The 25816-nt window shown below is 68.4% G+C and carries 24 protein-coding genes; 11 read left to right on the top strand and 13 right to left on the bottom strand.

The genetic code is table 11. From position 1 onward, the window contains the following. Window positions 1-14 precede the first annotated feature (14 nt). The 6 genes from QFZ67_RS04000 to QFZ67_RS03975 all read right to left on the bottom strand — a co-directional run bounded on the left by QFZ67_RS04000 (window position 15) and on the right by QFZ67_RS03975 (window position 6623). Window positions 15-1094, bottom strand: a complete 1080-nt coding sequence (locus tag QFZ67_RS04000) for an ABC transporter ATP-binding protein (protein ID WP_307659694.1) — start codon at window positions 1092-1094, stop codon at window positions 15-17. A gap of 1 nt (window position 1095) precedes the next feature. Then, window positions 1096-2142: an ABC transporter ATP-binding protein gene (locus QFZ67_RS03995; RefSeq protein WP_307659693.1), complete on the bottom strand. Its 1047-nt coding sequence runs from the start codon at window positions 2140-2142 to the stop codon at window positions 1096-1098. Window positions 2143-2180: 38 nt separating this feature from the next. Then, window positions 2181-3026 (bottom strand): carbohydrate ABC transporter permease, encoded by an 846-nt coding sequence (locus tag QFZ67_RS03990; protein WP_307659692.1) that lies wholly within the window; start codon window positions 3024-3026, stop codon window positions 2181-2183. Then, complete coding sequence (locus QFZ67_RS03985) at window positions 3023-3901, bottom strand: carbohydrate ABC transporter permease (RefSeq protein WP_307659691.1); 879 nt, start codon at window positions 3899-3901, stop codon at window positions 3023-3025. Before QFZ67_RS03985 ends, QFZ67_RS03990 begins: the two co-directional genes overlap by 4 nt. An 80-nt stretch (window positions 3902-3981) precedes the next feature. After that, the gene (locus QFZ67_RS03980) at window positions 3982-5580 is read right to left on the bottom strand and encodes an extracellular solute-binding protein (RefSeq protein WP_307659690.1); all 1599 of its coding nucleotides are present in this window, start codon (window positions 5578-5580) and stop codon (window positions 3982-3984) included. A 17-nt stretch (window positions 5581-5597) separates the two neighbouring features. Then, window positions 5598-6623, bottom strand: a complete 1026-nt coding sequence (locus tag QFZ67_RS03975; RefSeq protein WP_307659689.1) for an NAD(P)-dependent alcohol dehydrogenase — start codon at window positions 6621-6623, stop codon at window positions 5598-5600. A 266-nt stretch (window positions 6624-6889) separates the two neighbouring features. Here QFZ67_RS03975 and QFZ67_RS03970 point away from each other — a divergent pair, with 266 nt between their 5' ends. Next, a complete protein-coding gene (locus tag QFZ67_RS03970; protein WP_307659688.1) occupies window positions 6890-8587 on the top strand; it encodes a sigma-54-dependent Fis family transcriptional regulator in 1698 nt (565 codons plus the stop codon). Window positions 8588-8906: 319 nt separating this feature from the next. Here the strand turns inward: QFZ67_RS03970 and hypE are convergent, their stop codons facing one another. From hypE to hypA, 6 genes are read right to left on the bottom strand one after another with little or no spacing between them, the layout of a single operon-like run. Continuing rightward, a complete protein-coding gene (gene hypE, locus QFZ67_RS03965; protein WP_307659687.1) occupies window positions 8907-9974 on the bottom strand; it encodes a hydrogenase expression/formation protein HypE in 1068 nt (355 codons plus the stop codon). A 4-nt stretch (window positions 9975-9978) separates the two neighbouring features. Continuing rightward, a complete protein-coding gene (hypD, locus tag QFZ67_RS03960; protein WP_307659686.1) occupies window positions 9979-11115 on the bottom strand; it encodes a hydrogenase formation protein HypD in 1137 nt (378 codons plus the stop codon). After that, the gene (locus tag QFZ67_RS03955) at window positions 11112-11453 is read right to left on the bottom strand and encodes a HypC/HybG/HupF family hydrogenase formation chaperone (RefSeq protein ID WP_307659685.1); all 342 of its coding nucleotides are present in this window, start codon (window positions 11451-11453) and stop codon (window positions 11112-11114) included. Before QFZ67_RS03955 ends, hypD begins: the two co-directional genes overlap by 4 nt. A 48-nt stretch (window positions 11454-11501) precedes the next feature. Then, window positions 11502-13871 carry a carbamoyltransferase HypF gene (gene hypF, locus QFZ67_RS03950; protein ID WP_307659684.1) on the bottom strand — a complete coding sequence of 790 codons (2370 nt, stop codon included), beginning with the start codon at window positions 13869-13871 and terminating at the stop codon, window positions 11502-11504. Next, window positions 13868-14662 carry a hydrogenase nickel incorporation protein HypB gene (gene hypB, locus QFZ67_RS03945; protein ID WP_307659683.1) on the bottom strand — a complete coding sequence of 265 codons (795 nt, stop codon included), beginning with the start codon at window positions 14660-14662 and terminating at the stop codon, window positions 13868-13870. Before hypB ends, hypF begins: the two co-directional genes overlap by 4 nt. Then, window positions 14662-15075, bottom strand: a complete 414-nt coding sequence (hypA, locus tag QFZ67_RS03940; protein ID WP_307659682.1) for a hydrogenase maturation nickel metallochaperone HypA — start codon at window positions 15073-15075, stop codon at window positions 14662-14664. Before hypA ends, hypB begins: the two co-directional genes overlap by 1 nt. Window positions 15076-15286: 211 nt before the next feature. On the opposite strand from hypA, the gene QFZ67_RS03935 reads away from it, so the two are divergent. The 10 genes from QFZ67_RS03935 to QFZ67_RS03890 are packed head-to-tail and all read left to right on the top strand — an operon-like array spanning window position 15287 to window position 24125. Further along, on the top strand, window positions 15287-16990 hold the full coding sequence (locus tag QFZ67_RS03935) for a hydrogenase maturation protein (RefSeq protein WP_307659681.1): 1704 nt from the start codon (window positions 15287-15289) through the stop codon (window positions 16988-16990). Window positions 16991-17027: 37 nt separating this feature from the next. Then, window positions 17028-18083, top strand: a complete 1056-nt coding sequence (locus QFZ67_RS03930; protein WP_307659680.1) for a hydrogenase expression protein HypE — start codon at window positions 17028-17030, stop codon at window positions 18081-18083. 29 nt (window positions 18084-18112) lie between these two features. Then, complete coding sequence (locus QFZ67_RS03925) at window positions 18113-19897, top strand: nickel-dependent hydrogenase large subunit (RefSeq protein ID WP_307659679.1); 1785 nt, start codon at window positions 18113-18115, stop codon at window positions 19895-19897. 10 nt (window positions 19898-19907) lie between these two features. Beyond that, window positions 19908-20468 (top strand): NifU family protein, encoded by a 561-nt coding sequence (locus QFZ67_RS03920; RefSeq protein ID WP_307659678.1) that lies wholly within the window; start codon window positions 19908-19910, stop codon window positions 20466-20468. Next, complete coding sequence (locus QFZ67_RS03915) at window positions 20465-21157, top strand: DUF5947 family protein (protein ID WP_307659677.1); 693 nt, start codon at window positions 20465-20467, stop codon at window positions 21155-21157. The genes QFZ67_RS03920 and QFZ67_RS03915 overlap by 4 nt, the downstream gene beginning before the upstream one ends. Continuing rightward, window positions 21142-21348: a hypothetical protein gene (locus tag QFZ67_RS03910; protein ID WP_307659676.1), complete on the top strand. Its 207-nt coding sequence runs from the start codon at window positions 21142-21144 to the stop codon at window positions 21346-21348. The genes QFZ67_RS03915 and QFZ67_RS03910 overlap by 16 nt, the downstream gene beginning before the upstream one ends. Next, window positions 21345-22034, top strand: coding sequence for a DUF6084 family protein (locus QFZ67_RS03905; protein WP_307659675.1), 690 nt, complete (start codon window positions 21345-21347; stop codon window positions 22032-22034). The genes QFZ67_RS03910 and QFZ67_RS03905 overlap by 4 nt, the downstream gene beginning before the upstream one ends. Beyond that, entirely contained in the window at window positions 22031-23116 is a 1086-nt protein-coding gene (locus QFZ67_RS03900) for a hypothetical protein (protein ID WP_307659674.1), read from the top strand. The genes QFZ67_RS03905 and QFZ67_RS03900 overlap by 4 nt, the downstream gene beginning before the upstream one ends. Next, complete coding sequence (locus QFZ67_RS03895; protein ID WP_307659673.1) at window positions 23113-23997, top strand: hydrogenase maturation protease; 885 nt, start codon at window positions 23113-23115, stop codon at window positions 23995-23997. The genes QFZ67_RS03900 and QFZ67_RS03895 overlap by 4 nt, the downstream gene beginning before the upstream one ends. Beyond that, entirely contained in the window at window positions 23994-24125 is a 132-nt protein-coding gene (locus QFZ67_RS03890; RefSeq protein ID WP_307659672.1) for a hypothetical protein, read from the top strand. Before QFZ67_RS03895 ends, QFZ67_RS03890 begins: the two co-directional genes overlap by 4 nt. A gap of 71 nt (window positions 24126-24196) precedes the next feature. Here the strand turns inward: QFZ67_RS03890 and QFZ67_RS03885 are convergent, their stop codons facing one another. Then, window positions 24197-25276 carry a mechanosensitive ion channel family protein gene (locus tag QFZ67_RS03885; protein WP_307659671.1) on the bottom strand — a complete coding sequence of 360 codons (1080 nt, stop codon included), beginning with the start codon at window positions 25274-25276 and terminating at the stop codon, window positions 24197-24199. Window positions 25277-25816 lie beyond the last annotated feature (540 nt).

Raw genomic sequence — 25816 nt, 5'->3', positions numbered from 1 at the left:
GGCAACACCACAATCTACGACTGGAGTACCAGGCGACCGTCCGCATAGGGGAGCGCCTTGGCGCGCGGCAGATGCACCAGGAATGCCTCCTTCGCCGGAACTCCGTCCTCCCGCGGCACCTTCGCCTTGATGAGCCGGCCGGCCACCTCGATCTCGAGCACGCGCTGCGGCCCGTGGTCCCGGACGCCCCGAAGCCTGGCGGGAAACGTATTGGGCCCGGGTTCCGTGACGATTCTGACGTACTCGGGACGGATTCCCACCTGGACGTCGGTGGTTCCGTCCGGGATGTCCCACGCCACGGCCAGGGCCCGGCCGCCAAGGGTGAAGTTCCCGCGTGGCCCGTCCACCGTCACGAAGTTCATCGCCGGGGAGCCGATGAAGTAGCCGACGTACGCTGACGAGGGTGCCTCGAAAAGCTGCTCCGGGGTGCCCTGCTGCATGGCTCGGCCGTCCTTCATGACCAGTACTTCCTGCGCAATGCTCATTGCTTCGTACTGGTCGTGGGTAACGTAGATCACTGTGGGCTGGAAGTGCTCGGTGATTTCACGGATTTTGCGCCGCAGCGAGTGCTTCAGCTGCGGATCGATGACGGTCAGCGGCTCGTCCATCAGCACGGCCGCCACGTCGTCGCGGACAAGACCACGGCCGAGCGAGATCAGCTGCTTGTCGTCGGCGGTGAGCCGCCGGGCGGGCTGCTTGAGCCGATCATCCAGGTCCAGCGCCTCGGCGACCTGGTGGACCTTGGCGTCGATCCTCGCCTTGTCCCAGTGCCGGCACTGCAGAGGGAAGGCGAGGTTCTCGTACACCGTCATGGACTGGTAGATGACGGGAAACTGGAACACCTGGGCTATGTTGCGCGCCTTCGTGGGCAGAGCCGTGACGTCCACGCCGTCGAACAGGATCTGGCCCTGTGACGGTCTGACCAGTCCGGACAGGATGTTCAGCAGCGTGGTCTTGCCGCAACCCGACGGTCCGACCAACGCGTAGGTCCTGCCGGCTTCGAATGTCAGCTGCAGTGGCTTGAGAGCCCACTGCTCCTCTTCGACACCCGGCGCGTAGCTGTGCCCGACGTCGACAATGTCCAACTGCGCCATATCAACGTCCTTCCAGTGAAGCAAGATCGTATGAAGGTGTCTGCACGAGCGTGCCCTTCTCGTCGAAGGCGAACAGCCGCTCCGGACGTAGCCGCAGTTTCACCAGATCGCCAAGAGCGACGTCATGGATGCCCTCGATCTGCACGACGAACGGAGTCTCGCCGACGGCCGCGTGAACGAAGGTCTCGGACCCGGAGATCTCGACGAAGGTGACCTCGCCCTCGACACCGGCGGAGGCCAGACCGACGTCCGTTGCCCGCAGGCCGAACTGGTAGGCGCCGTCGGGCAGGTCGGCGAGATGCGGGGATACGTGCGTGGCCTGGAAGCCGGCCACGGTGACCTGACCGCCCTCGATCCGGCCCGTGAAGATGTTCATGGGAGGGTCGTTGATGATGGACGCCACCGTGGTCGTCGCCGGGCGCTCGAAGACCTCCTGCGGAGGGCCGATCTGGAGGATCTGGCCCTCATGCATGACCAGCACCACGTCACCCAGCATCATCGCCTCGGCGGGTTCGGTGGTCGTGTAGACCACTATCGTGTCGCCTTGGTCCGAGAAGAGGGTCTTGAACTCGTCGCGCAACTGCTCACGCAACTTGTAGTCCAGGTTCGCCAGCGGCTCGTCGAGCAGGAGAATGCCCGTGCCGCGTGCAAGGGCGCGAGCCACCGCGACTCGCTGCTGCTGTCCGCCGGAGAGCTGAGATGGTTTGCGCCGCTCCAGGTCGGCCAGGCCGACGCTCGCCAGGCTCTTCCTGACACGTAGTCGAATCTCGGCTCGTGACAGTCCCGCCCGCCTGAGCGGAAAGGCCACGTTGTCGAACACGTTGAGATGCGGGTAGTTGATGAACTGCTGGTAGACCATGGCAGTGTCGCGCCGCCAGACCGGCGTCTTGAGGAAGTCGGCTCCATCCCTGGTCAGGGAGCCGGAGTCGACCCCCTGCAGACCGGCCAGCACCCGCAGCAGCGTCGTCTTTCCCGCCATCGTCCGGCCGATGACGGTGTGGAGCCGTCCCGGCACAAAGGTCGCGGTCACATCCTTGAGATGGTTCACGCCATCGACGGTCAGGCATAGATCAGTGGTACTCATGTTCATCGGACCGCTCCCGACAGGTTGCCTTTTGACAGATAGCGCTCGACCCAGAGCGCGAGCAGGATCAACGGCGCTACGCCGAAGAGGGCGGCGGCGGACAGGGTCCACCACGGCGGGATCGACGAGTTGAGGGCGACGACCGCCTGGGGCAGGGTCTGCACCTCGGTGAATGTAAGCCTGAAGGCGAAGAAGAAGTCGTTCCAGCCGAACACCGCACAGAACATCGCAGCCACGGTCAGCCCGGGCAGGGAGTTCGGCAGGATCGCACGCACGAAGGTCTGGAACGGGCCGCATCCGTCGAGCATGGCCATCTCGTCGATCTCACGCGGGATGCCGTTGAAGAAGTCCACCATCACCCACACCGCGATAGGCAGCAGCAGGGCAACCGTCACGATGACCAGGCCCGCGATGGTGTCCAGGAGGTTGACCCACTGCAGAAGGTAGAAGAAGGGGATCACCAGGACGACAGGCGGCATGATTCGTTGTGACACGAAGAAGAAGACGATGTCGCTGTTCTTGATGAAGCCGAGCTTGAACCGGTAGCGGGACAACGCGTAGGCGGCCAGGGACCCGAGGACGAGGCTGATGGCCGAGGCGGCGACGGTGACGATGGCGCTGTTGAGGAAAGGCTGCATCACATCGACACCACCGGCTCCACCGAAGATGTTGCGCCACCCGGCGGCGGTGGGTTCGTACTGGACCCATGGAAGGTAGGTGGCGCCACCTTGGACCGCGTTGGCGTCCTTGAAACTGGTCGTCATGGCCCAGAAGAACGGTCCCGCGACGAAGCAGGCCCAGAGTGCGATCACGGTGTACTTGAATACGGGATAAAGGCGTGACCTCATGAGTCCCCCTTCAGCTTGAAGGCCCTGGTGAGCAAGGCGGCGACAACCGTGAGCGTGACGATCATCAGGACCAGATAGGTCAGGGACATCGCCCCGCTGTACCCGGTCTGCTGATCCCGGAGCCCCTGGATGTAGAGGTAGTAGCCGGGAGTCTCCGTGGAGGAGCCCGGTCCCCCGGAGGTCAGCACGTAGACGCTGTCGGAGAGCTTGGACGCCTCGATCAGCCGGATGATGACCGCAGCGACCGACACCGGCGCCATGAGCGGGAAGGTCACCTTCCGGAAGGTGCGCCAAACGTCGGCGCCGTCGATCGCGGCGGCCATGAACGGTTCCTTGGGAAGGCTCAAGAGGCCGGCCAGCAGCAGCAGGAACATGAACGGGGTCCACTGCCAGACCTCGACGGTCATCAGCGCGACCAGCGCCGGCCCGGACTCGGTGAGCCAGGGAACCTCGGTCAGGCCCAGCATCCTGAGGAGATCGTTGACCGGGCCCAGGGACTCGTGGAAGATCATCTGCCAGATGGCGGCCATCACTACGGGAGTGGTCATCATGGGGACGAGGAACAGCACCCGCCAGAAACGACGGCCGCGTACCTCACGCCAGACGAGCAGGGCCATCCCGAATCCGATGACGTACTGGAGCAGGACGGTGCCGCCCGCCAGCAGTATCAGGCGCATGATCGAGGCCCAGAAACGACTGTCGTGCAGCATCGTGGCGTAGTTGGCCCCACCGATGAAGTCCATCTGAGGGTTGCTTACGTTCCAGCCGGAGAAGCTGACACGAATGGTGAACAGAAGCGGAAAGATGATGATGAGTGCGAGCGTGAGCAGCCCTGGGAGGAGGAACATGCTCTTGTGCCGGCGCAGGCCGTCCATGGTGCTCCTTGCGGAAGTGGGCGGGCGCCCCCGGTTGGCCGGCCGGCTTGGGCGGCCACCCGGGGCGTCCTGCGATCGGGTCAGGAGTTGTCCTCGAGCGCGACCACGTTTCGATAGGCGCTCTGGACCTTGTCCTTACCGATCTGGTCGGTGATCTTGGCCCATTCCTTGGCCACCTCGTCCAGCGCCCGCTGCGGATCCTTCTGTCCCGCCAGCGCCGCGGCCACGCCGTTGGCCAGCGCGGACATGTATCCGTTGACGCCCGGTACGCGCAGGTCGAAGACGCGGTTGGTGCTCTTCTCCATGCCGGAGAGTGTCTTGACGTACGACTCCGCTACGTCCTTGTCCCACCCCTGCTTCTCCCAGAACGTCGCGTCGAAGTGGGCGTTGCGGTAGGGGTTGACACCGAAGCGGCCGATGGTCAGGTCGAGAGCGGTGTTGGCCTCGTTGCTGAAGAAGCACAGATAGTCGAAGGCCATCTTTTGGTTGCGCGCCGCCTTGGCCACCGCCGAGGTCCATCCCCAGGTGAAGTAGGGGGCCTGGTTCGGCTTCTTGTCCCACGCCTTCTTGGTGAGGTTGTAGACCTCATCGGATCCCGGCAACTCCGCTGCCTTGACCTTGTTACGGATCCTGCTGTCCGGCGACTGGGCCTGGATGAAGGCGTCGTCCCACGAATAGGACATCAGCGTCTGGCCGCCTCCGAAGGAGAAGATCTCGTCACCCAGACCGAAGTTGGCGCCACCGGGTGCCCAGGTCGACTTGGCCTTGACCATGTCGTCGAGGGCTCGTACGAAGCCGGGCGTGTTGATCAGCGGCTTCATGGTCTCCAGGTCGAAGAAGATGCCACCCTTGACGTCGGGGTGCTTCACATACGGCGCCGCACGACTGATGAACGCGGAGAAGGTCAGGTCGTCACGCTTTGTCACCTCGGCGCTGCCGAAGTTGGCCTTGCCGTCACCGTCGACGTCCTTGCCGCCGAAGAACGCGGCGATCTCCTGGTATTCGGCCCACGTCTTGGGTGTTCGGAGTTCCTTGCCCGTGGCCGCCTTGTACGACGCCTGCCTCTTCGGATCCTCAAGGACATCCGTCCGGACCTTGAGGTAATGCCGGTCGCCGTCGACGGGGTACTGCACGACCTTCCCGTTCCAGGTCGCCACGTCCATGTAGGCCTTCGTGACGTCCTTCATGCCGGGAGTGTCCAGATACTCCTTCGGCACCGGGGCCAGATGAGGGGCCATGTCGCCGATCCACAAGGAGGGGTAGAACATGACGTCGTACGCCTGCTGGCCCGCTTGCAGGGGCGTGAGGATCTTCTGGTGCAGTTCCCCGAACGGGACGTTGATCACCTCCACATTCGCCCCGGTGATCTCCTCGAACTGCCTGGCGTGCAGCCGGGTCGGCTCGCCGATGACGGGGACGGCATGGCTGATGATCTTCAGCGTCTGTCCGGAGTAGTCCCTACGGCTGATCGACTCGTAGCTGCAGGGTCCCGGGACGTCCTTGACCTTCGTGGCCGGGTAGTCCTTGCCGTACTTTTTGTAGCTGATCTCCTCACCCGGCTTGAACAGGGCCGGCCTGTCGGCCTTGTTCTTCACCGGACCCTGAGCGGTACATCCCGTGGCGGTGAGGGCCACGAGGGCAGCGGCGGCGACCACGACCTTGTATGAACGGTTGCGCATGGGACTGCTCCTTCGACTCACGGGATCAAGATCGCTCGGCCGCGTACGGCACCGGTGAACAAGTCGTCGAGGGCGTCCCGGAAGGACGCGAGAGGGTACCGCTGGGTGTGCAGGCTGACCTTGCCCTGGGCTGCCAGGACCATCAGCTCGGACAGGTCGTTGTAGGACCCGACGAGATTGCCTATGAAGTTGATCTCGGTGGAGATGACGTCGATCGTCGGAACGTCGAGGTGGCCGCCGTAGCCGATGACGTAGTAGTTGCCGTTACGGCGCAGGCAGGCGACGCCCGTCTCGACGGCACCCCCCTCGCCGACGAAGTCCAGGACCGCTTCCGCCCCGTGGCCCCCGGTCAGTTCCCGTACGCGTTCGGCCTCGCTCCCGTCCGCGAGAAGCGTGTGTTCGGCACCCAGTTCCTTGGCCAGGGCGAGGGCCTCCGGGCTACGGTCGATGACGATCATCTCGACCGGCGACAGGGCCCGGAGCACCTGGATCCCGATGTGCCCGAGTCCACCGGCGCCGATGACCACGGCCTTGTCACCGGGGCGCAGGACCCGGGCCGCCTTGGCGACGGCGTGGTACGCCGTGAGCCCGGCGTCAGCCAGGGCCGCAACCGAGGCCGGCTCAAGGGACGGGTCGAGTGCCACGACCGAGCGGGCGGTGGTCTTCAGGTACTCGGCGTAGCCCCCGTCGGTGTCGATCCCCGGGAAGGCCGAGTTCATACAGTGCACGTCGTCGCCGGCCCTGCAGGCACGGCAAAAACCGCAGGTCATGAGCGGGTGCAGGATGACCGGGTCGCCGACCTTGACGTGTGTGACGGCCTGCCCCACCTCCGCTACCCAGCCGGCGTTCTCATGACCGATGGTGTAGGGGAGGACAACCCCGCTCTTGTCGCTCCACTGTCCTTCGAGAATGTGCAGATCGGTGCGGCAGACCCCTGCGCCTCCGACCTTCACGATCACATCCAGCGGACCGGTGATCTGCGGGTCCGGCACATCCACGAGCACTGGCGGCTCGTCGTACTCGATGACCTGCACGGCTTTCATGGCGCTCCCTGCGAATCGGCGGGTGGATGGTGCGCCGATTACACAGCCCGCCGCGCGCAGGCCGATGTCTCACAAGCGGTCCGCGGATGTATCAATGTGATACAGGCCATAGGCGCGGCGTCATCGAGCTGCTCCAATCACTCCACCGATGGATGACGCGTGCGATACGGGAGTGTTAAATGCCCCGACGTCAACCTGGCAGCTCGCTGACAGCAGCCAGAGAGCTTTACCAGGAAGCCACCAACGATCCGAGCGCCCGCCCGCTCGTGGTCGCCTCGTGGCAACGCTCGATGGAGTACGAAGTGAAGTCGGGCTGTATCGACGCTCCCTACTTCGAGAACCCCAATCTGGACAGCCCGCTCGCCAGAGCGGCGCTACCGATCCTGAACAGGCTGCACGAGCAGCTTGCCGACGACCCGGTGTCCACGATGGTCACAGACCGGAACGGCGTGGTGCTGTCCCGCAAGGTCTCCCACGAGGCCCTGACGACACGGCTGAACCGAGTGCAACTGGCCCCGGGCCACGTGTTCGCCGAGCGCTATGTGGGCACCAACGGCATCGGGACCGCGTTGGCCAGCGGCCGCCCGGTCATGATCGCCGGCAGCGAGCACTACGTCGAGGCACTGCGGGACTTCCACTGCGCGGCCGTGCCGATCCTGCATCCCACCCGGCGCGCGCTGCTGGGAGCGTTCAACCTGACCACGGTCCGTCAGGGTTCTGCCGGCATGCTCATGGCCTTGGCCCGCTCTGTCGCCGGCCAGATCGAAAGTGAGATTGCCGCGATCAGCTCGCGACGGGAGCGGGCCCTGTTCCAGGACTACTTGGACGCGTGCTCCTCGGTGCGCCCGGGACCTGTTCTGGCCCTCAGTCGTGATGTCGTCATGATGAACGAGCAGCTGAGATCGGCCGTGACAGGGCCGGATCAGTACGCTCTGCTCGACCACGCGCGTGAGGTCGCCGACGATTCCCGGTTCGAAGGGACGCGGAGTATCGCCCTCCCCTCCGGACGAGTCGCCGAACTCCGGGTCAGCCGTAGCCGGCGCGAGGACAGCGACGCGGGCGCCATCTTCCGAGTCCGGGTCATCGGACGTCCCCAGCCCGGACCGGTCATCTCCGATGGACCCGCACGATCGAGCCTGGGGCTGGTGGGCTCCTCCCCACAATGGGTGCGCGCGGTCGCCGAAACCGAAGCAGCGTTCGTCGCCGGGTCGTCGCTTCATCTCGTGGGCGAAGCCGGTGTCGGAAAGAGGACGCTGGTCGAAGCCATCCACCGAGCCCACGGTGCCGGGCGCCGGCTCGAGATGGTGGAAGCGCCGCTGTCGGAATCACCGCACGCCACGGAGCCCTGGCTGCGCAACGTCCGCGAGCTGCTGGCCCAACCGTCGATCGTGGTCGTCCTGCGCGATGTCCACCTGCTGGGCGACCACCTGCGCCGGCAGCTGAGAAGCCTCCTGGCGCACGTCGACGGGACCGCCACCGGGGAACTGGTCATGACCAGCCAACCGTCCATGGTCACGACGGACGACGAGCTCGACCGTCTGTGCGACGCCTCCGTGGAGGTGCCGCCCCTCCGTCATCGCTATGGAGACATCGAGCACCTGGTCCGGTTCTTCCTGCTCAAATACCGGCCGAGCGGAGAGAGCGGCTGCTCCCCGGATGCGCTTGAGATGCTGCGGCGCTGCCCCTGGCCGGAGAATGTCCGGCAGCTCGAGTCGGTGATCCGTGGCCTCGCGCGGCGACCTTCTGGCCGGATCATCCGAGTAGAGGATCTCCCGCCGGAATGCCGGGTATCGTCGCACAAGGTTCTGACCACCATCGAAGCGCTGGAACGGGATGCCATTCTGCGTGGGCTCATGGACCGCAGCTCCAACGTCCAGCGCACCGCACAGGATCTCGGCATCTCCCGCGCCACCATGTACCGCAAGATGCGCCGTTACGGGATCGTCCCATCGAGCCTCACCTAGAAGTGTCGTCCGACCACCGCCGGCTGCTGCACGCGGAAGGCCTGGACGTGACGGCGCAGGCACTCGCGCGTGCCGTGCGCGGGACAGGCCTCTCCCTTCCCCTCTCGGCCGGACGGGCCGAGGGGAGACTCTCCGGCCGGTGGCCGGGACATCGGGCAGTCGGGCTGCCTGGACCGCCGGTGTGCAGAGCACTGCTCGCCGGTCACGGTGACCGCTGTGCCGGCGTCCGGCGGCCGGGCCGCCAAGGTTCCGGGTGTACCCGGTCTTCCGGGTCTACCGGGAAACGATCGCTTGCTTCGGTTGGCGTCGGACGATGAGGTCAGCAGATCCTCGGCAGCTGTTCCCCGAGGGGCAGGTCGACGACGCGTCTACCGCCCAGCCCGGTGCGGGCCACCACCATGCCCGGATGCTCGGCCACGCACTCGCCGATCACGGCGGCGCCCGCTCCCCGGGGGTGCGCGCGCATGGCGGCAAGGACGGCGTCCGCGTCCCTGCGCGGCACGAAGGCCACCAGACGGCCCTCGTTGGCGACGTACAGAGGATCCAGCCCCAGGAACCCACAGGCGTTGGCCACGGCATCCGGTACCGGGATGTCCCGCTCGGTGAGGACGACGCCGGTACCCGAGGCGGCGGCGATTTCGTTGAGCGCCGTGCCGAGACCGCCGCGGGTGGGGTCGCGCAGGACGTGCAGTTCATGCGTGACGGCCAGCATCGCCTCGACCAGGCCGCCCAGCGGCGCGGTGTCGCTCACCACCTCCACCCCGAACTCCAGGCCCTCACGCACGCTCATGATGGCGATGCCGTGCATGCCGATGGGGCCGCTGACGATGACGACGTCCCCAGGAGCGGCCCGCTGGGGGCGGATGTCCACGCCGTCCGGGACGAAGCCGATCCCCGAGGTGTTGAGGTAGACCCCGTCGCCGTGCCCTGCTTCGACCACCTTGGTGTCGCCCGTGACGACAGTGACGCCCGCCGCCACGGCGGCCGCCCCGATCGCGTCGGCGACCCGTCCCACGACGGGGAGGCCGACACCTTCCTCCAGGATGAAGGCGCAGGAGAGGAACGTGGCGCGGGCGCCGCTCATCGCCAGGTCGTTGACCGTTCCGTTGACGGCCAGGTCGCCGATGCTGCCGCCGGGGAAGAACAGCGGCCGCACGACGTACGAGTCGGTGGAGAACGCCAGCCGGGATCCGTCCACGGGCAGCACGGCGGAATCGCCCAGGCCGGCCAGTGTCTCGTTGCCGTACGCCGGAGTGAAGAGATGACGGGTGAGTTCGGCGGACAGGGCTCCGCCGCCGCCGTGTCCCATAACGATCACCGGGTGGTCGCGCAGCGGGGCGGGGCAGGACCAGGTGGCCGGGTCGACCGGAGCCTTCGTCTCTGTCATGGTTTCAGCCAACGGTCGTCGCCTCCTGGACTTGCACGGGTCGCGCCGGGACTTCCAGGCGGCGGTAGAGGTAGTACGCGGCGCACGCGCCCTCGCTGGAGACCATCGTGGCGCCGAGCGGGGTACGGGGTGTGCAGGTGGTCCCGAAGGCCTCGCACTGGTGGGGCTTGATCAGTCCCTGGAGCACCTCGCCGCTGCGGCAGTCCCTTGGCTCATCAGCGCGCAGGCCGCCCACGTCGAAGCGCCGCTCCGCGTCGAAGTCCCTGAACGCGTCGGTCAGCCGCCAGCCGCTGCGGGGGATGACTCCGATGCCGCGCCACGCGCGGTCGGTCACCTCGAAGACCTCTTCGATCATGCGCAGAGCCGCCGGGTTCCCGTCCGCGCGGACCGCCCGCTCGTAGGCGTTCTCGACCCGGTGCTCGCCGCGTTCGAGCTGGTGCACAGTACGGCGGATGCCTTCGAGGATGTCCAGCGGTTCAAAACCCGTCACCACGATCGGGACCTCGAACCGTTCCGCGAGCTGCGGATATTCACCGGTGCCCATCACACTGCACACATGTCCCGCCGCCAGGAACGCCTGCACCCGGCAGTCCGGGGCGCTCATGATGGCCTCGACGGCCGGGGGGACGCGTACATGTGAGACGAGCAGACTGAAGTTGCGGATGCCGAGGCGGCGCGCCTCGTGGACGGTCATGGCGTTGGCGGGTGCGGTGGTCTCGAAGCCGATGCCGAAGAACACCACCTGGCGGTCCGGGTGACGGCGCGCGATGCCGAGGGCGTCCATCGGGGAGTACACGACGCGGACGTCGCCGCCCGCGCTGCGTACGCGGAACAGATCGCGGCCGGTGCCCGGCACGCGCAGCATGTCACCGAACGAACAGAAGATCACGTCGGGGCGGGAGGCGATCTCCAGAGCCTTGTCGATCATCTCCAGAGGTGTTACGCACACGGGGCATCCGGGGCCGTGGATCAACTCGACCGAGTCGGGCAGGAGTTGGTCGATGCCGTGCCGGATGATCGAGTGGGTCTGGCCGCCGCAGACCTCCATCATCGCCCACGGCCCGCCGGTGGCTGTGGCGTGGATGTCGTCGAGCAGCCTCCGGGCGAGATCCGGGTTGTTGAACTCGTCGATGTACTTCATCGTGGCTCCTTCTGCGCCTCTGTCACCTCGGGGATGTCGGCGTTGGTCAGGGCGGCCTCGGTCAGGCCCGCCTCGGCTGCCGCTCGGCCCCAGGGGTCGCCGAACTCCTCCTCCAACAGCCCCAGTTCCTCGAAGAGACGCAGTGAGGCCAGGGCCGACTCCTCGTCCAGGCGCTGGAGGGCGAAGCCCACATGGACGATCACGTACTCGCCGACCTCTGCCTCCGGTACATAGGCGATGCAGACTTCCTTGACCACGCCGCCGAAGTCGACGCTCGCCATAGGCGTGCTGTCCCGTTTCCCGATCCCGACCACCTTGCCGGGCACTGCCAGGCACATGGTGTTCTCCGTTCGTCGCTGGTTCGTTGGCTGACTACCGGTCGCTGACTACCGTTCGTGTTTCTGAGCGGCCACGAGGAGCTGGCCGAGGGCGAGTCCGCCGTCTCCCGGGGGCACGTGCCGGTGGCGAAGCACCGTGAGGCCGGCGGCTGTCAGGCGCTCGGTGCACGCCTCGTCGAGGAGCGCGTTGGCGAATACGCCTCCGGTCAGGCCGACCGTGCCGATTCCGGTCCCACGGCGCGCGATCAGGCAGGCGTCCGTGACCGCTGCCGCGACCGCCCGGTGGAACCGGGCGGCGACGACCGGAACCGGGACACCGGCGCGCCGGTCACCGACGACCGCTCGCAGGACGGGTGCCGGATCGATCCTGGTGGTCCCGTCGCCGTATGTGCTCCGCAGCCCGAAGCGGTAAGTGACGCTGTCGTCCCGGTCCCAGGCAAGTGCGGCGGCGGCCTCGAGTTCGACGGCGGCCTGGGCCTCGTACCCCGCTCGGTGGCAGATGCCCAGCAGAGAGGAGACCGCGTCGAACAGCCGTCCCATGCTGGAGGTGGGCACGCAGGCGATGTTCCGTTCCAACTGCCGGGCGAGAAGACGGAGTTCCTCGGGCGGGCAGGCGGCCACGCACGGTAGGTCCGCCGTCCACGGCAGGCCCGCGGTGCGCAGCCGGGCCAGTGCCGTCCGGCAGGGGTTGCCGACACCCGCGTCGCCGCCGGGCAGCGGGGCGTACATGAGATGCGCGAGCCGCCGGTATCCGCGGTAGTCGGCGAGGAGCACCTCGCCGCCCCAGACCGCTCCGTCGTCGCCGAAGCCGGTGCCGTCGAAGGCGACACCGATGACGGGAGTCCTGCCGTCGAGTCCGTGTTCCGCCATGAGGGAGGCGATATGGGCGTGGTGATGCTGGACCAGCCGCAGGGTGGTGTCCGTTTCAGCCGCGCGGCGCGCGGCCCGGCGGGAGGAGTGGTAGCCCGGGTGACGGTCGGCTGCGAGCAGCCGGGGCGTGATTCCGGTCAGTGCTGTCAGCCGCTGTGCCGCTTGTCCGGACGCCGTCACGGTGGCGAGGTCACCCATGTCGCCGATGTGCGGGGAGAACCAGGCGTCACGGCCGGCTCCCAGGCACAGCGTGTTCTTCAGGTCTCCGCCGACGGCCAGCGTCGGCGGCACCCGGACCGGCAGGGGCAGGGGCGCGGGGGCGTACCCGCGGGAGCGGCGCAGCAGCAGTTCGGAGCCGTCGGGGCGCAGCCGGACCACGGAGTCGTCGCAGGACGCGGCGATGGCCCGGTCGTGCCACAGCCAAGCATCGGCGATCCCGGCGAGCCGGGAGAGCGCTTCGGCGTCGTCGGTGACGATCGGCTCACCGGAGCGGTTGCCGCTGGTCATGACGAGGACGCGGGGGCCCGGCGGATCGCCGCGCAGACCGAACAGGAGCTGATGCAGCGGGGAGTAGGGCAGCATCACGCCCACCTGCGGACTGCCAGGGCACACGGCGTCGGCGAGTCCGCCCGCTTCGTCGTCGGCGCGTCGTTGCAGCAGCACGATGGGACGCCGGTGTCCGGTCAGCACCGTCTTCTCCGCGGGACCGACGCGGGCGATCCGCTCGGCGGCGGCGAGATCCGCGCACATCACCGCGAACGGTTTGCCGCCGCGTTCCTTGCGGGCGCGCAGCGTGGCCACGGCGCCGGGGTCGTCGGCGGCGCAGGCGAGGTGGTACCCGCCGAGGCCCTTGACCGCCAGGACCGCTCCCCGCGCGAGCAGCTCACGGGCGCGGACGAGGGCATCCGCACCGTCTGCCGGGCCCGGCTCCGTGCCGGTTGCGGGGGTGAGGCGGAGCCGGGGCCCGCAGGACGGGCAGGCGACCGGCTGGGCGTGGAAACGCCGGTCCGCCGGATCGTCGTACTCCCTCGCACAAAGGGGGCACAGGGGGAACACCCCCATGGTGGTGGTGGACCGGTCGTAGGGGAGACCGGCCGCGATGGTGAGGCGAGGCCCGCAGTGGGTGCAGGCGATGAAAGGGTGGCGGTAGCGGCGGTCACGGGGGTCGGCGAGCTCGCGCAGGCAGTCCGCGCAGGTCGCGGTGTCGGGCGGGATCGCCGCCGCGCCGTTGCCCTCGGTACGCGAGCGCCGGATGGTGAAACCGCCTCCGCCCAGTGGCGTCACGGTCTCGTAGCCGATGTCGCGTACGTCGGCCAGCGGAGGCGGCTGTTCCCGCAGCCGGCGGCAGAACTCCTCGACCGCCGCCGGCGTGCCCTCAACCTCCGTGAAGACTCCGTCCGTGCCGTTGAGTACGAAGCCGGACAGGTCCAGTTCGGACGCCAGCCGGTGGACGAAGGGGCGGAATCCCACGCCCTGCACGGTTCCGCGCACGGTGACCTTGCGGCGCAGGGCGCCCTGTTCCGGACTGCCTGGGAGCGTGCTCGTCATACGGTGGAGCGGGTGCCGACGGCCCCGTGGTCGTGAGCGTGACTCTCCTGGCCGCTGTGCTCGTGCGGCTCCTCGCCATGGGTGTGACCGTGGGCGCGGACGTGTTCCGCGGCGAGCAGCGGGCTGTGTGGTACGGCGCCGTCGCACACGGCAAGCACCCGGTCCAGCAGATCGTCGACGCCCCGCGCACGGCGGGCGCTGGTGCGCAGTACCTCCACTCCGGGGTTGATCCGTTCGACGTTCGCCGTGAACTCCGTCTCGGCGAACCCGGCGGCGTCCGCGAGGTCGGTCTTGGTGAGCACCACCAGCTGCGCCGACCCGAACGCGGTGGGGTACTTGACCGGCTTGTCCTCGCCCTCGGTCACTGACATCAGCGCCACCCGGAGCGTCTCCCCGAGGTCGTAAGAGGCGGGGCAGACCAGGTTGCCCACATTCTCGACGAAGAGCGCCCGGGCGCCGTCCGGCAGCCACCCTTCGAGATGGGCGCGCAGCTGGGCGGCTTCCAGGTGGCACAGGCCGCCGGTGAGCACCTGCTTCACCGGCGCTCCCGATCTGGCGAGCCTGCGGGCGTCGTTCTCGGTCGCGAGGTCGGCGGTGAGCGCGGCCACCCGCACTCCGCGTTCGGTGGCACGGCGCAGCACGAGTTCCAGCAGGGCGGTCTTTCCGCTGCCGGGGCTGGACAGCATGTTGACGACGGTCACGCCTCTGGTCGTGAGTTCGGCCCGCAAGGAGGCCGCCAGGCTGTCGTTCTTGGCCAGTACCGCCTGGCGCACAGTGACGCTCCGGCACATCAGATGTCCTCTCCTGGGCCCTGTCCGAGCCCTGCTCGGCGTGGGGCGGCGGCCCGGCAGGGCTCCGTGTCCGGCAGCCGCACTTCGGCCAGTTCCAGCTCGCGTCCGGTGAGCAACTGCGCGGCGGGGCGGTCGCATCCCGGGCACCACAGGTGGGGCGGCGACCCGACGGCGAACTCCTTGCCGCAGCCGCCGCAACGGGCCCTGGCGGCCACGTCTTCGACGATCAGCTCGGCGCCGGCGACCACGGTGCCCTCGGCGACGAGCTCGAACGAGAACCGCAGGGCGTCGCCGACCACGCCCGCCAGCTCACCGACGCGCAGCCGCACCGCCTCCACCGAAGTCGCTCCATGTGCGCGGGCGGTGTGCCCGGCCTTCTCGACGACGGCCGCCGCGATCGACAGTTCGTGCATGGGGCACCACGCTAGGCAGCCGCGGCGGGCGGCTCCCGGATGACAGAGGCGGGGCGGTCCCCGATTCCCCCCGGTGGCCCAAGCACGGCGCGTCCGGCGGGCCCGCGGCGGCGCGGGAGCGAACATCAGGGTGGCGCGTGCCCACCGGGACCACTGCTCCGGACCCCGGCGCACGCGCTCCTACACTCACTGGCTCGGAGGAGGCGACGTCATGCGCGTGCTGCTGGTCGCGAGCGCGTTCAACAGCCTGTCGCAGCGGGTCATGTGCGAGCTGCGGGACCGGGGGCATACGGTCGCGGTCGAACTGGCCGCCCGTGACGCGCCGAGCCCGGAGACGATCACCCGTCACGCGCCGGATCTCGTCATCGCGCCGATGCTCACCACCGCGATCCCCAAGGAGGTGTGGTCGGCCCGCACCTGTCTGATCGTGCATCCGGGGCCGCCGGGAGACCGGGGGCCGTCCTCGCTCGACCGGGCCGTGCAAAAGGGCGCCGGGCGCTGGGGGGTGACGGTACTTCAGGCTGTCGAGGAGATGGACGCCGGTCCCGTCTGGGCGTCAGAGGCCTTCGACGTTCCGGCCGTCGGCAAGAGCGATCTGTACCGGGGCGAGGTGACCGATGCCGCCGTGAAAGCCGTTCTGCGGGCGGTCGAACGCTTCGCCTCGGGCACGTTCGAACCACGGCCGCAGGGCACGGAGGGCTCGTTCCGCCCGTATCTGCGCCAGGAGGAGCGCCGGATCGACTGGTGCTCGGAGCCGACCGCCGCGGTGCTGCGGAAGCTGCGTGCCGCCGACTCCCATCCGGGCGTGCTGGACACCTTCCTGGGAGGGGAGTGGTACCTGTGCGGCGGGCACGAGGAGGACGCGCTGACGGGCGCACCGGGCGAAGTCCTGGCCACCCGGCACGGCGCCGTGTGCCGGGCCACCGTCGACGGAGCCGTGTGGATCCCCCAGCTGCGCTCGCGCCGACGGGCGGGCGGCCCCCGGACGTACAAGCTCCCGGCGGTCCTGGCGCTCGGTGACCGGCTGCCCGAGGTGCCGAAGCTGCCCGCTCCGCTCCGGCCGGCGGCCGGGCGGCGAACCTGGACGGACATCCGGTACGAGGAGGCGGGGACCGTTGGCTTCCTGCGCTTCTCGTTCCCCGGAGGTGCGATGAGCACCGATCAGTGCCGTCGGCTGCTCGATGCGTACCGCTTCGCCGTCTCCCGGCCGGTCGACGTGCTGGTGCTCGGCGGGGCCAGGGACTTCTTCTCGAACGGCATCCACCTCGGCGTCATCGAGGCCGCCGACGATCCCGCCGCCGAGTCCTGGGCGTGCATCCAGGCGATGGACGACCTGGTGGAGGCGGTGCTGACGACCACGGACCGGCTGGTCGTGGCGGCGCTCGCAGGCAACGCGGCGGCGGGCGGAGCGATGCTGGCCCTGGCGGCGGACGAGGTGTGGTGCAGGTCCGGGACCGTGCTCAACCCCCACTACCGGCTGATGGGGCTCTACGGGTCGGAGTACTGGACGTATACCCTGCCGCGCCGGGCCGGCGCCGAGGAGGCGGAGCGGCTGATGTCTCAGGCGGCGCCGGTGAGCGCCGCGACCGCGCTGCGTCTGGGGCTGGCGGACCGGGTGCTGGACTGCGCGCCTGAGGAGTTCGCCGGGGAAATTGCCCGTTCGGCTCAGCGCCTCGCTGCTTCCGCCCGGCTCCGCGCACTGGTCGGCCGGAAGAAGGCGGAGCGGGAGCGTGACGAGGCCGTCAGGCCGCTGAGCGGCTACCGGGCCGCGGAGCTGGCGCGAATGCGGGAGATCTTCTTCGAGCCGGGCTCGCCGTACCACGCCCTCAGGTCGGCGTTCGTGCGCAAAACGGCCACGCCCTGCTCCGCCCCCTCATGGGTGCGTCCGAATTGTGAGCAATATCAGCCCGTGTGAGCCTGCTGCGGAAGCCTTCGGCAGAAAGGAATGCGCCATGAGTACCGAAACCGAGGCTCCTCCGAGCGCCGTCGACGAGGTCCACATCCTCTGGACCTCGGAAGGGATGAGCTGCGACGGGGACTCGGTGTCGGTCACGGCTGCCTCGCTGCCCAGCCTGGAGGACGTCGTCCTGGGCGCCATTCCCGGCCTCCCCAAGGTCGTCCTGCACAACAAGGTGCTGTCCTACGAGTCCGGCGACGACTTCATGCGGGCCTTCCACCAGGCCGCCCGGGACGAACTGGGAACGTTCGTCCTCGTCGTGGAAGGGTCCGTTCCCAACGAGCGCATCAACGGGGACGGGTACTGGACCTCGATGGGCAACGATCCGCAGACCGGCGAGCCCATCACCTTCAACGAGTGGATCGACCGGCTCGCCCCCAAGGCGTTCGCCGTCGTCGCGATCGGAACATGTGCTACCTACGGCGGTATCCATGCCATGGCCGGCAACCCCACCGGCGCCATGGGCCTCGCCGACTACCTCGGCTGGGACTTCCGCTCGGCCGGCGGTATGCCGATCGTCAATGTGCCCGGCTGCCCCGTCCAGCCGGACAACTTCATGGAGACCGTGACCTGGCTGCTGTACCAGGCGGCCGGGGTCGCCCCGCCCATCCCGCTCGACGAGCAGCTGCGCCCGACCTGGCTGTTCGGCAAGACGGTGCACGAGGGCTGCGACCGGGCGGCGTACTACGAACAGGGCGACTTCGCCAAGGACTACAACTCTCCCAAGTGCCAGGTGAAGATCGGCTGCTGGGGGCCCGTCGTCAACTGCAATGTCACCAAGCGCGGCTGGATGGACGGCGTCGGCGGCTGCCCCAATGTCGGTGGCATCTGCATCGGCTGCACCATGCCGGGCTTCCCCGACAAGTTCATGCCGTTCATGGACGAGCCCCCTGGTGGCAGTGTTTCCTCCGCGATCCTCAGCTCCTCCTACGGCCCGCTCATCCGATCCCTGCGCGCGATCACCAACAGGGCGGCGAACCGTGAACCCAAGTGGCGCCACCGCCGCGCGGAACTGACCTCTGGCTACGCCCCGCGCTGGCCCCGCCGCTGACCCCGCCGACGCCCCGAAAGGACTGTGCCTTGTCGAGCGAGACCGTTCCGCCCGAGCAACGCGACCTCACCGATGTCGCCTTCGACCCCATCACCCGGATCGTTGGCAACCTCGGCATCTATACAAAGATCGACTTTCCTCGCCGTGAGGTGGTCGAGTGCCGCAGCACCTCGTCGATCTTCCGCGGCTACAGCGTCTTCATGAAGGGCAAGGACCCGAGGGACGCGCACTTCATCACCAGCCGGATCTGCGGCATCTGCGGTGACAACCACGCGGTGTGCTCGGTGTACGCGCAGAACATGGCGTACGGGGTGAAGCCGCCGCCGCTCGCTGACTGGATCATCAACCTCGGCGAGGCCGCCGAGTACATGTTCGACCACACGATCTTCCAGGACAACATGGTCTTCGTCGACTACTGCGAACGCATGGTCAAGGAGACCAACCCCGGAGTGTGGGAACGCGCCGAGCGCACTCCGGCCCCGCACGCCGAACTGCACGGCAATCGCACCATCGGCGACATCATGCGCTCGTACAACCCCTTCGAGGGGGCGACGTACAAGGAAGCGCTCGTGATGAGCCGCCTCACCAGGGAGATGATCTGCCTGATGGAGGGCCGGCACGTCCACCCCTCCACGCTCTACCCGGGCGGGGTCGGTACCGTCGCCACGCCGCAACTCTTCACCGACTACCTGGTGCGGCTCACCCGCTGTCTCGACTTCGTCAAGCGGGCCGTCGCCATGAACGACGACGTGTTCGACTTCTTCTACGAGGCCCTGCCCGGCTATGAGGAGGTCGGGCGCCGACGGACACTGCTCGGATGCTGGGGCGCATTCCAGGACCCCGAGATCGTCGACTACGACTACCGGACGATGAACACCTGGGGCAACTCCATGTTCGTCACCCCCGGCATCATCGTCGACAACCAGCTGGTCACCACCGACCTGGTCGACATCAACCTCGGGATGCGCATCCTGCTCGGCAGCTCCTACTACGAGGACTGGACGGCCGAGGAGACCTTCGTCGACAAGGACCCGCTGGGCAACCCCGTTGACAAGCGCCATCCATGGAACCAGACCACGCTTCCGGCACCGCAGAAGCGGGACCTCGACGGCGGCAACTACAGCTGGGTCATGAGCCCCCGCTGGTACGACAAGCGCACCGGCGACCATCTGGCCCTCGACACCGGCGGCGGCCCCATCGCCCGGCTGTGGGCGACCGCCCTCGCCAACAAGGTCCACACCCCCTACGTCCGCTCCACCGGGCACAGCGTCGAGATCGACCTGCCGAAGACGCCCAGCAGTCCCGAGGTGCGGCTGGAGTGGAAGCCGCCCCCATTCCCCAACACCATCGAGCGCAACCGCGCCCGTATGTACTTCGTCGCCTACGCCGCCGGGATGGCGCTGCACTTCGTGGACAAGGCCCTCGCGGAGGTACGGGCCGGGCGCACGAAGGTCTTCCAGGACTTCACGGTCCCCGACGAGGCGATCGGCGTCGGCTTCCACGAGGCCGTGCGCGGTGTCCTCTCCCACCATCTGGTGATCCGCGACAAGAAGATCGCCAACTATCACCCGTACCCGCCCACCCCCTGGAACGCCAGCCCGCGGGACATGTACGGCACACCCGGGCCGTACGAGGATGCCGTGCAGGGCTGCCCGATCTTCGAGGAGAACGGCCCCGAGGACTTCAAGGGCATCGACATCATGCGCACCGTTCGCAGCTTCGACCCATGTCTGCCGTGCGGCGTGCACATGTACCTGGGCGGCGGACGGACCCTGAAGCAGTCCCACTCGCCGACCTTCGGCGCACTCTCCTAGGAGGCGGGGTATGCCCTGGGACGACGAAGAAGCCCGCCGCCACGTGCTGAGGCTCGACGAACTGCTCGCCGCGCTGGACGGCCTGCCGGACCACGCGGCGGCGGCCCGCGCGAACGACGCCGTTCAAGCGCTCGTGGATCTGTACGGGGAGTGCCTCCGGCGGATCATGGGCCAACTCGCGGACGGGGCCGAGGCCGAGCGACGGCTCGCCGCCGACGAACTGGTCGGCCATCTGCTCCTCGTACACGATCTCCACCCGGACCCGGTGGCAGCCCGTGTCGAGGCGGCCATCGCCGAGCTGCGGTCCGTTCTGCGGCGCAAGGACGGTGACATCGAGCTACTGGGCCTGGACGGGGCCGTCGCGCGCGTACGGCTGACGGAAGGCAGCGGCGGTGGCTGCGGCTGTTCGGCCGAGCCGCCGGACGCCGCCGTGCGGGACGCGGTCATGGGGCGCGCTCCCGAGATCGAGCAGGTCGAGATCGAGACCGTGCGGGCCTCCAAACCCCAGGCGCTGATCCCGGTGGACTCGCTCTTCCGGAGCCCCGTCACGGCCGGCCGGGCGACGGGATGACGACACCGACGTTCGCCGCCCGCCGACTGCGCCGACTGGCTCAGGGAGGCACGCCGTCCCGAGCCCGGCGCACCGCGTCGGAGGGCGCCGAGGACGAGCGGTGCGACCTGTGCGCCGAACCGATCCCGCCGGACCACCGGCATCTGCTCGACCCGGGCGCGGGCACGGTCTCCTGCGCATGCCCTGCCTGTTCGCTGCTCTTCGACCGCGGGCAAGCAGGGAGCGCACGGTATCTGCTGCTGCCGACCGCCCGGCGACGGCTGGAGGGCTGCGGCATCGACGACATGGTGTGGGCGGGGCTCGGCGTTCCCGTCGACCTCGCGTTCTTCACCCGGTCCGCGACGTCTGGGCAGGTGAACGCCGCCTACCCCAGCCCTCTGGGGCTGATGCGGTCCGTCGTCGGCCTTGCCGACTGGTCCCGGGTGGAGGCCGCCCATCCCGCCCTGTCCGCCATGGCTCCCGAGGTCGAGGCGCTGCTGGTTCACCGCGCCCACGGCGGCGGCTCCCATGAACCGCAGTACTGGCTGGTGCCGCTCGACGACTGCTACCGCCTCGCCGCCCTGGTGCGCGCACACTGGAAGGGGCTGGGTGGGGGACCCGAAGTGTGGCAGCAGGTCGACGGCTTCTTCCGGGCATTTTCCACCCGCCCTTCCCCCGACACCCAGGAGGCGTCATGGGCATCACCGTAGGCAAGCCGGATGTACGGACCGACAGGACCGCGCACGTCCCGGGGGTGCGCCGGGGCAATCACCGCGGCCTCATCAAGCGCCAGCCGGGCCACCGGCCCGACGACACATCGACCGCGCGGCGCTCCACGGGCATCAACGCCAGGCACCGCGACCCGATCATGCCCGATATGCCGAATCTCTCCCCGGCATGACCGCAGCGCAGCAGGATGCCGTGGTCACCCGGGCCTGTCCCGATCTGACGTTCGCGGTCACCGCCGTGCAGGCGGAACCCTTCGCGGCGGTACCGACCCTCCGGTTCACGCTGGAGGTCGTCCGCGAGGGTGGCGGACCGGTCCGGGGCATGGCTCTCACGACCACGGTCCGGATCGACGTGACCCGGCGGGCGTACGCGCCGGACGCGCACCGGGCGCTGACCGAGCTCTTCGGACTTCCCGAGGAGTGGAGCCGCACCATGAGGCCACTTCAGTGGATCCGAACCACCGTGCAGGTGCCGTCATTCGACGACCGCACGTCCGTGCCGCTGCTTGTGCCGTGCGGTACAGAGACCGAGCTGGCCGTGACGAAGTATCTGCGCGCGGTCAAGGACGGTGAGGTGCCTCTCGGGTTCCTCTTCAACGGCATGGTCTTCTACCAGGCTTCCGGTCCGCCGCCGGGTGGCGTGTTGCGGACCGCCCCCGTTCCCTCGTCCGCGGAGACCTTCTGCCGGATGCCCGCCGCGCTCTGGCACGAGCTCATCGAGCGCTACCACGGCACCACCCCATGGCTACGGCTGCCCCGGGAGATCCACGACCGGCTCGACGACTACCGGGCACGGCACACACTGGGCAGCGTCGGCGACGCCGTACGCGCTCTGCTCGACCGCTCAGGAGCACCATGAACACCGCTGCCACTTCTGCCACTTCTGCGACGACAGCCGTCGACACGATCGCCCGCACCTGCCTGTACGAGGGCTATCTGCTGTGGCCATATCGCAGATCCGCGCTCAAGAACACCAAACGCTGGACCTTCGGCGGAGTCTTTCCCGGGGGCGAGTGCGCCGAGGTACTCGGTGAGCCCGCGTCCATCACGACCCAGGTGCTGCTGGAGCACGGCGGCGCGCCGCGAGAGGTGGCCGTACGACTGCGGTTCCTCCAGGTCGTGGACCGGCAGGTGGTGCGCGAAGGCCCGCACGGGCCGGAGCCCGTGGACGAACTCACCGTTGACGGTGAACGGCATCTCGCCTGGCAGGAGGCCACCGAACGGGAAGTCCTGATCACGGTCACCGTTCCCGGCGGGCCCCGGCACACCGCCGTCGACATCCCCGAGGGCTCGCAGACCGAGCACTTGACCGACTCCTCAGGGCGCCCCGTCGGCAGCGTCATCCGGAGCTGGCGGCGGCTGACCGGGATCCTGGCCTTTGAGTCGCAGCCGGCAGTGCACGGCGTGGACAGGCTCACCGTGCGGGTGGAGAACACCACCGCCTGCCCGGCGCCCGAGCCCGCCGACCGGCACGCCCGCGAGCGGGCCGCCTCATACGCCTTCGCGTCCACCCATGTGATCCTTCACAGCGACGAAGGCCGGTTCGTCTCGCTCCTGGACCCGCCGGAGCGGCTGCGCGGGGCCGCCGCGAGCTGCGCCAACCGGGGCGTGTGGCCAGTCCTTGCCGGGGAGGGCAGCGGGCACAGCTCGCACACCGTGCTGGCTTCCCCCATCACCCTGTACGACTTCCCCACGGTGGCCCCGGAAAGCCCCGGCGATCTCTTCGACGGTACGGAGATCGACCAGCTCCTCGTGCTCAGCGTGCTCAGCATGACGGAGGAGGAGCAGGCCGAGGCCAGAGCCTGCGACCCCCGGGCGCGGGAGATTCTGGACCGGTGCGCCGGGCTCGACCCCGACGTGATGGCGGCGCTGCACGGCGCGATTCGCGAATTCCGCCCTTCAGCCGCACCGTCGGCCTTTCCCTTGCTGGAGGACGCATGAACCAACGGCTACAACCGGTCGCGGCTGATGAGGCCGTGCCGACGACCGTGGTGGTGGACGGTGTGACGGTGGGGCGCGGTTCCCGGGTGCGACTCAAGCCCTCGCGCAGAGCCGACATCTTCGACCTGGCGCTCGTCGGCCGTGAGGCCGAAGTCGACGCCGTCGAGGAGGACTTCGAAGGCATGCTCCACCTCGCCGTGCTGGTGCAGGACGACCCCGGGCGGGATCTGGGAGCGAGCGGGAAGATCGGACATCGCTTCTTCTTCACTCCCGAGGAGGTGGAACCTCTGAGTCCCGACCACGAGAGCGCGTCGCATCGTTCCCGAGTGCTGGTCGCCGGCATCGGCAACATCTTCCTCGCCGACGACGGGTTCGGACCCGAGGTGATTGCCGCCCTGAGGGAGTGGCCGGTTCCGGCGGGCGTGCACGTCGTGGATTTCGGCATCCGGGGCATGGACCTGGCCTATCGGCTGCTTGACGGCTTCGACGCCGCCTTGCTGGTCGACGCGGCGCCCCGGGGAGAAGCACCCGGCACCCTCACCGTCATCGAGCCGGACCTCCCCCCGGAGGCGGGTCTGCCCGAGGCACACGCCATGGATCCCGTAAAGGTGCTCGCTCTGGCTCGGCGGCTGGGCGACGGACGCCTCCCGCGGGTACTCGTCCTGGGCTGCGAGCCACAGGTACGCATGACCGGCGAAGAACCGGATGTCGTGGTGGGACTCAGCGAGCCGGTGCGGGACGCCGTCACGCGTGCTGTGCCGCTCCTCGCATCCGTCGTCGACGCCCTGCAGAAAGAGCCCCTCCGAGGGTTCGGCGACCCGCCTCCTGAAAGAGCGGCGGTCCGAACGAAGAACGAGTCGAGAAAAGGTGAGTCTCTGTGAAGAACGGTATTTTCATTCCGGCCGGCGTGGTTCGCGTCGCTGTGGGCGCTCTGGCCGTCGCGGTGACCGCGATCGTCCTTTCGGAACTACCCGAGGCATGGCGCTACTACAAGATGGAGACCATGTGAGCCGATGAAGTGCGCTGCCGGGCGGGGGCGTACAGAGAATGGGCGGCGTACGCCCGGCCCGCCCTGCCCCGCTACGGCACGGACTCCGTCGCCTCGCGTTGGTGCGGGAACACTACAGGCGCATCCCTCTGCTGCACTGTCACGGTTCGCGTCGGAGCGGGAATCGTGATGCCCTCCTCCCGATATCGCTGATGCAACTGCTTGATGAACTCGTGCTTGATCCGGTACTGGTCGCTGAACTCGCCGACCCCCAGGATTACCGTGAAGTTGATCCTGGAATCCCCGAACGTGTGGAAACGGACAGCCGGTTCATGGTCAGGAACGGCACCGGTGATATCGGTCATCACCTTCTCGACGACTTCGGTCGTCACCCGCTCGACGTGCTCGAGGTCGCTGTCGTAGCCGACTCCCACCTGGACCATGATCGACAGCTGCTGCTCCGGCCTGTTGAAGTTGGTCATGTTGGTGCCGGCGAGCTGGGCGTTGGGGATGATCACCAGGTTGTTCGACAGCTGACGCACCACGGTGTTACGCCAGTTGATGTCGACGACATAGCCCTCCTCGCCGCTGCTGAGCCGGATGTAGTCGCCGGGCTGCACCGTCTTCGAGGCGAGGATGTGCACGCCTGCGAACAGATTGGCAAGAGTGTCCTGCAATGCCAGAGCGACCGCCAGACCGCCCACTCCCAACGCGGTGAGCAGCGGCGCGATGGAGATGCCCAGGGTCTGAAGAACGACAAGGCAGCCCATCGCCAGAATCACGACGCGTGTGATGTTGACGAATATGGTGGCCGATCCGGCCACCCCCGACCTGGACTGTGCCAGGGACCGCACCAGACCGGTGATCACCCGGGCCGCCGTGAGAGTTGCGGCCAGGATGAGCAGCGCCGTCAGCGTCATATTGACGTTGTGTCCGACTCTGGCGGTCAGCGGAAGCGCCGTGGCCGCCACCGCCGCGCCCCCAGCTATCGCCGCCCAGGGGACCAGGGTCCGCAAGGCGTCGACGACGAAGTCGTCTCCACTCCATCGCGTTCTGCGCGCCCGTTCTCCCAGCCATCGCAGGGTCGCGCGCAGCAGCAGTCCTGCCGCGATGCCGGCGGCCAGCGCGATCCCGGCGACGATCAGGTCGTGCAGCGTGAGCGCCCGATTCATCGGCCTGCTCCCGTCGTACGGGGGAGAGGGCTGACGGTGGCATTCGCCGCAGAGCACGGGATGTGATGTTTCGTCACCTTGTTGTCTGCTCGATTCTCGGGTGTGCGGTCACGTCGAGACATGCGGACCGGTCCGACGCGATCGCCCATCCTGCCGCATGCCGTCGTCCGCGCCGCGGCTGGCCCCACTTCGGCTCAGCTCGACGCCGACGCGGTCGTCGTCGGTTTCGGCATCACCCCCAACAGCGGGCTTGCCGACTGCCGTCGGTCTGGGTCCTCGACGGGCCTCCTATCGGTCCGGCCTACGCGCCCCGGCGAACGGCTGCCAGAGCGTGACCTTCCCCGTCGAGGACGGCATGGAGATCAGCTGCCGGCTCTGAGCGGCCAGGGCCGCAGACGCTGGTGAAGGACCGCGGTGGCTGCGGTGGGCGTCCCGCCGCCAGATAGTGGACGAAGAGTTGCCGCAGGGCGGTTTTGGTGAGTGACTCCTCGCACCCCATCCGCTGCCAGTCGACGGCGGCCCGCACCACGGCCCAGCCTT

Source organism: Streptomyces sp. V1I1 (assembly GCF_030817355.1).
GTDB lineage: Bacteria > Actinomycetota > Actinomycetes > Streptomycetales > Streptomycetaceae > Streptomyces.
Note: the sequence above shows the minus strand (reverse complement) of the source record. Positions and strands in the feature narration are given on the sequence as shown.

Coding starts and splice junctions, on each gene's coding strand:
- QFZ67_RS04000 (WP_307659694.1), bottom strand. CDS start 1,094: ATGGCGCAGTTGGACATTGTCGACGTCGGGCACAGCTACGCGCCGGGT.
- QFZ67_RS03990 (WP_307659692.1), bottom strand. CDS start 3,026: ATGAGGTCACGCCTTTATCCCGTATTCAAGTACACCGTGATCGCACTC.
- QFZ67_RS03985 (WP_307659691.1), bottom strand. CDS start 3,901: ATGGACGGCCTGCGCCGGCACAAGAGCATGTTCCTCCTCCCAGGGCTG.
- QFZ67_RS03980 (WP_307659690.1), bottom strand. CDS start 5,580: ATGCGCAACCGTTCATACAAGGTCGTGGTCGCCGCCGCTGCCCTCGTG.
- QFZ67_RS03975 (WP_307659689.1), bottom strand. CDS start 6,623: ATGAAAGCCGTGCAGGTCATCGAGTACGACGAGCCGCCAGTGCTCGTG.
- hypE (WP_307659687.1), bottom strand. CDS start 9,974: ATGACAGAGACGAAGGCTCCGGTCGACCCGGCCACCTGGTCCTGCCCC.
- hypD (WP_307659686.1), bottom strand. CDS start 11,115: ATGAAGTACATCGACGAGTTCAACAACCCGGATCTCGCCCGGAGGCTG.
- QFZ67_RS03955 (WP_307659685.1), bottom strand. CDS start 11,453: ATGTGCCTGGCAGTGCCCGGCAAGGTGGTCGGGATCGGGAAACGGGAC.
- hypF (WP_307659684.1), bottom strand. CDS start 13,871: ATGACGAGCACGCTCCCAGGCAGTCCGGAACAGGGCGCCCTGCGCCGC.
- hypB (WP_307659683.1), bottom strand. CDS start 14,662: ATGTGCCGGAGCGTCACTGTGCGCCAGGCGGTACTGGCCAAGAACGAC.
- hypA (WP_307659682.1), bottom strand. CDS start 15,075: ATGCACGAACTGTCGATCGCGGCGGCCGTCGTCGAGAAGGCCGGGCAC.
- QFZ67_RS03935 (WP_307659681.1), top strand. CDS start 15,287: ATGCGCGTGCTGCTGGTCGCGAGCGCGTTCAACAGCCTGTCGCAGCGG.
- QFZ67_RS03930 (WP_307659680.1), top strand. CDS start 17,028: ATGAGTACCGAAACCGAGGCTCCTCCGAGCGCCGTCGACGAGGTCCAC.
- QFZ67_RS03920 (WP_307659678.1), top strand. CDS start 19,908: ATGCCCTGGGACGACGAAGAAGCCCGCCGCCACGTGCTGAGGCTCGAC.
- QFZ67_RS03915 (WP_307659677.1), top strand. CDS start 20,465: ATGACGACACCGACGTTCGCCGCCCGCCGACTGCGCCGACTGGCTCAG.
- QFZ67_RS03910 (WP_307659676.1), top strand. CDS start 21,142: ATGGGCATCACCGTAGGCAAGCCGGATGTACGGACCGACAGGACCGCG.
- QFZ67_RS03905 (WP_307659675.1), top strand. CDS start 21,345: ATGACCGCAGCGCAGCAGGATGCCGTGGTCACCCGGGCCTGTCCCGAT.
- QFZ67_RS03900 (WP_307659674.1), top strand. CDS start 22,031: ATGAACACCGCTGCCACTTCTGCCACTTCTGCGACGACAGCCGTCGAC.
- QFZ67_RS03895 (WP_307659673.1), top strand. CDS start 23,113: ATGAACCAACGGCTACAACCGGTCGCGGCTGATGAGGCCGTGCCGACG.
- QFZ67_RS03885 (WP_307659671.1), bottom strand. CDS start 25,276: ATGAATCGGGCGCTCACGCTGCACGACCTGATCGTCGCCGGGATCGCG.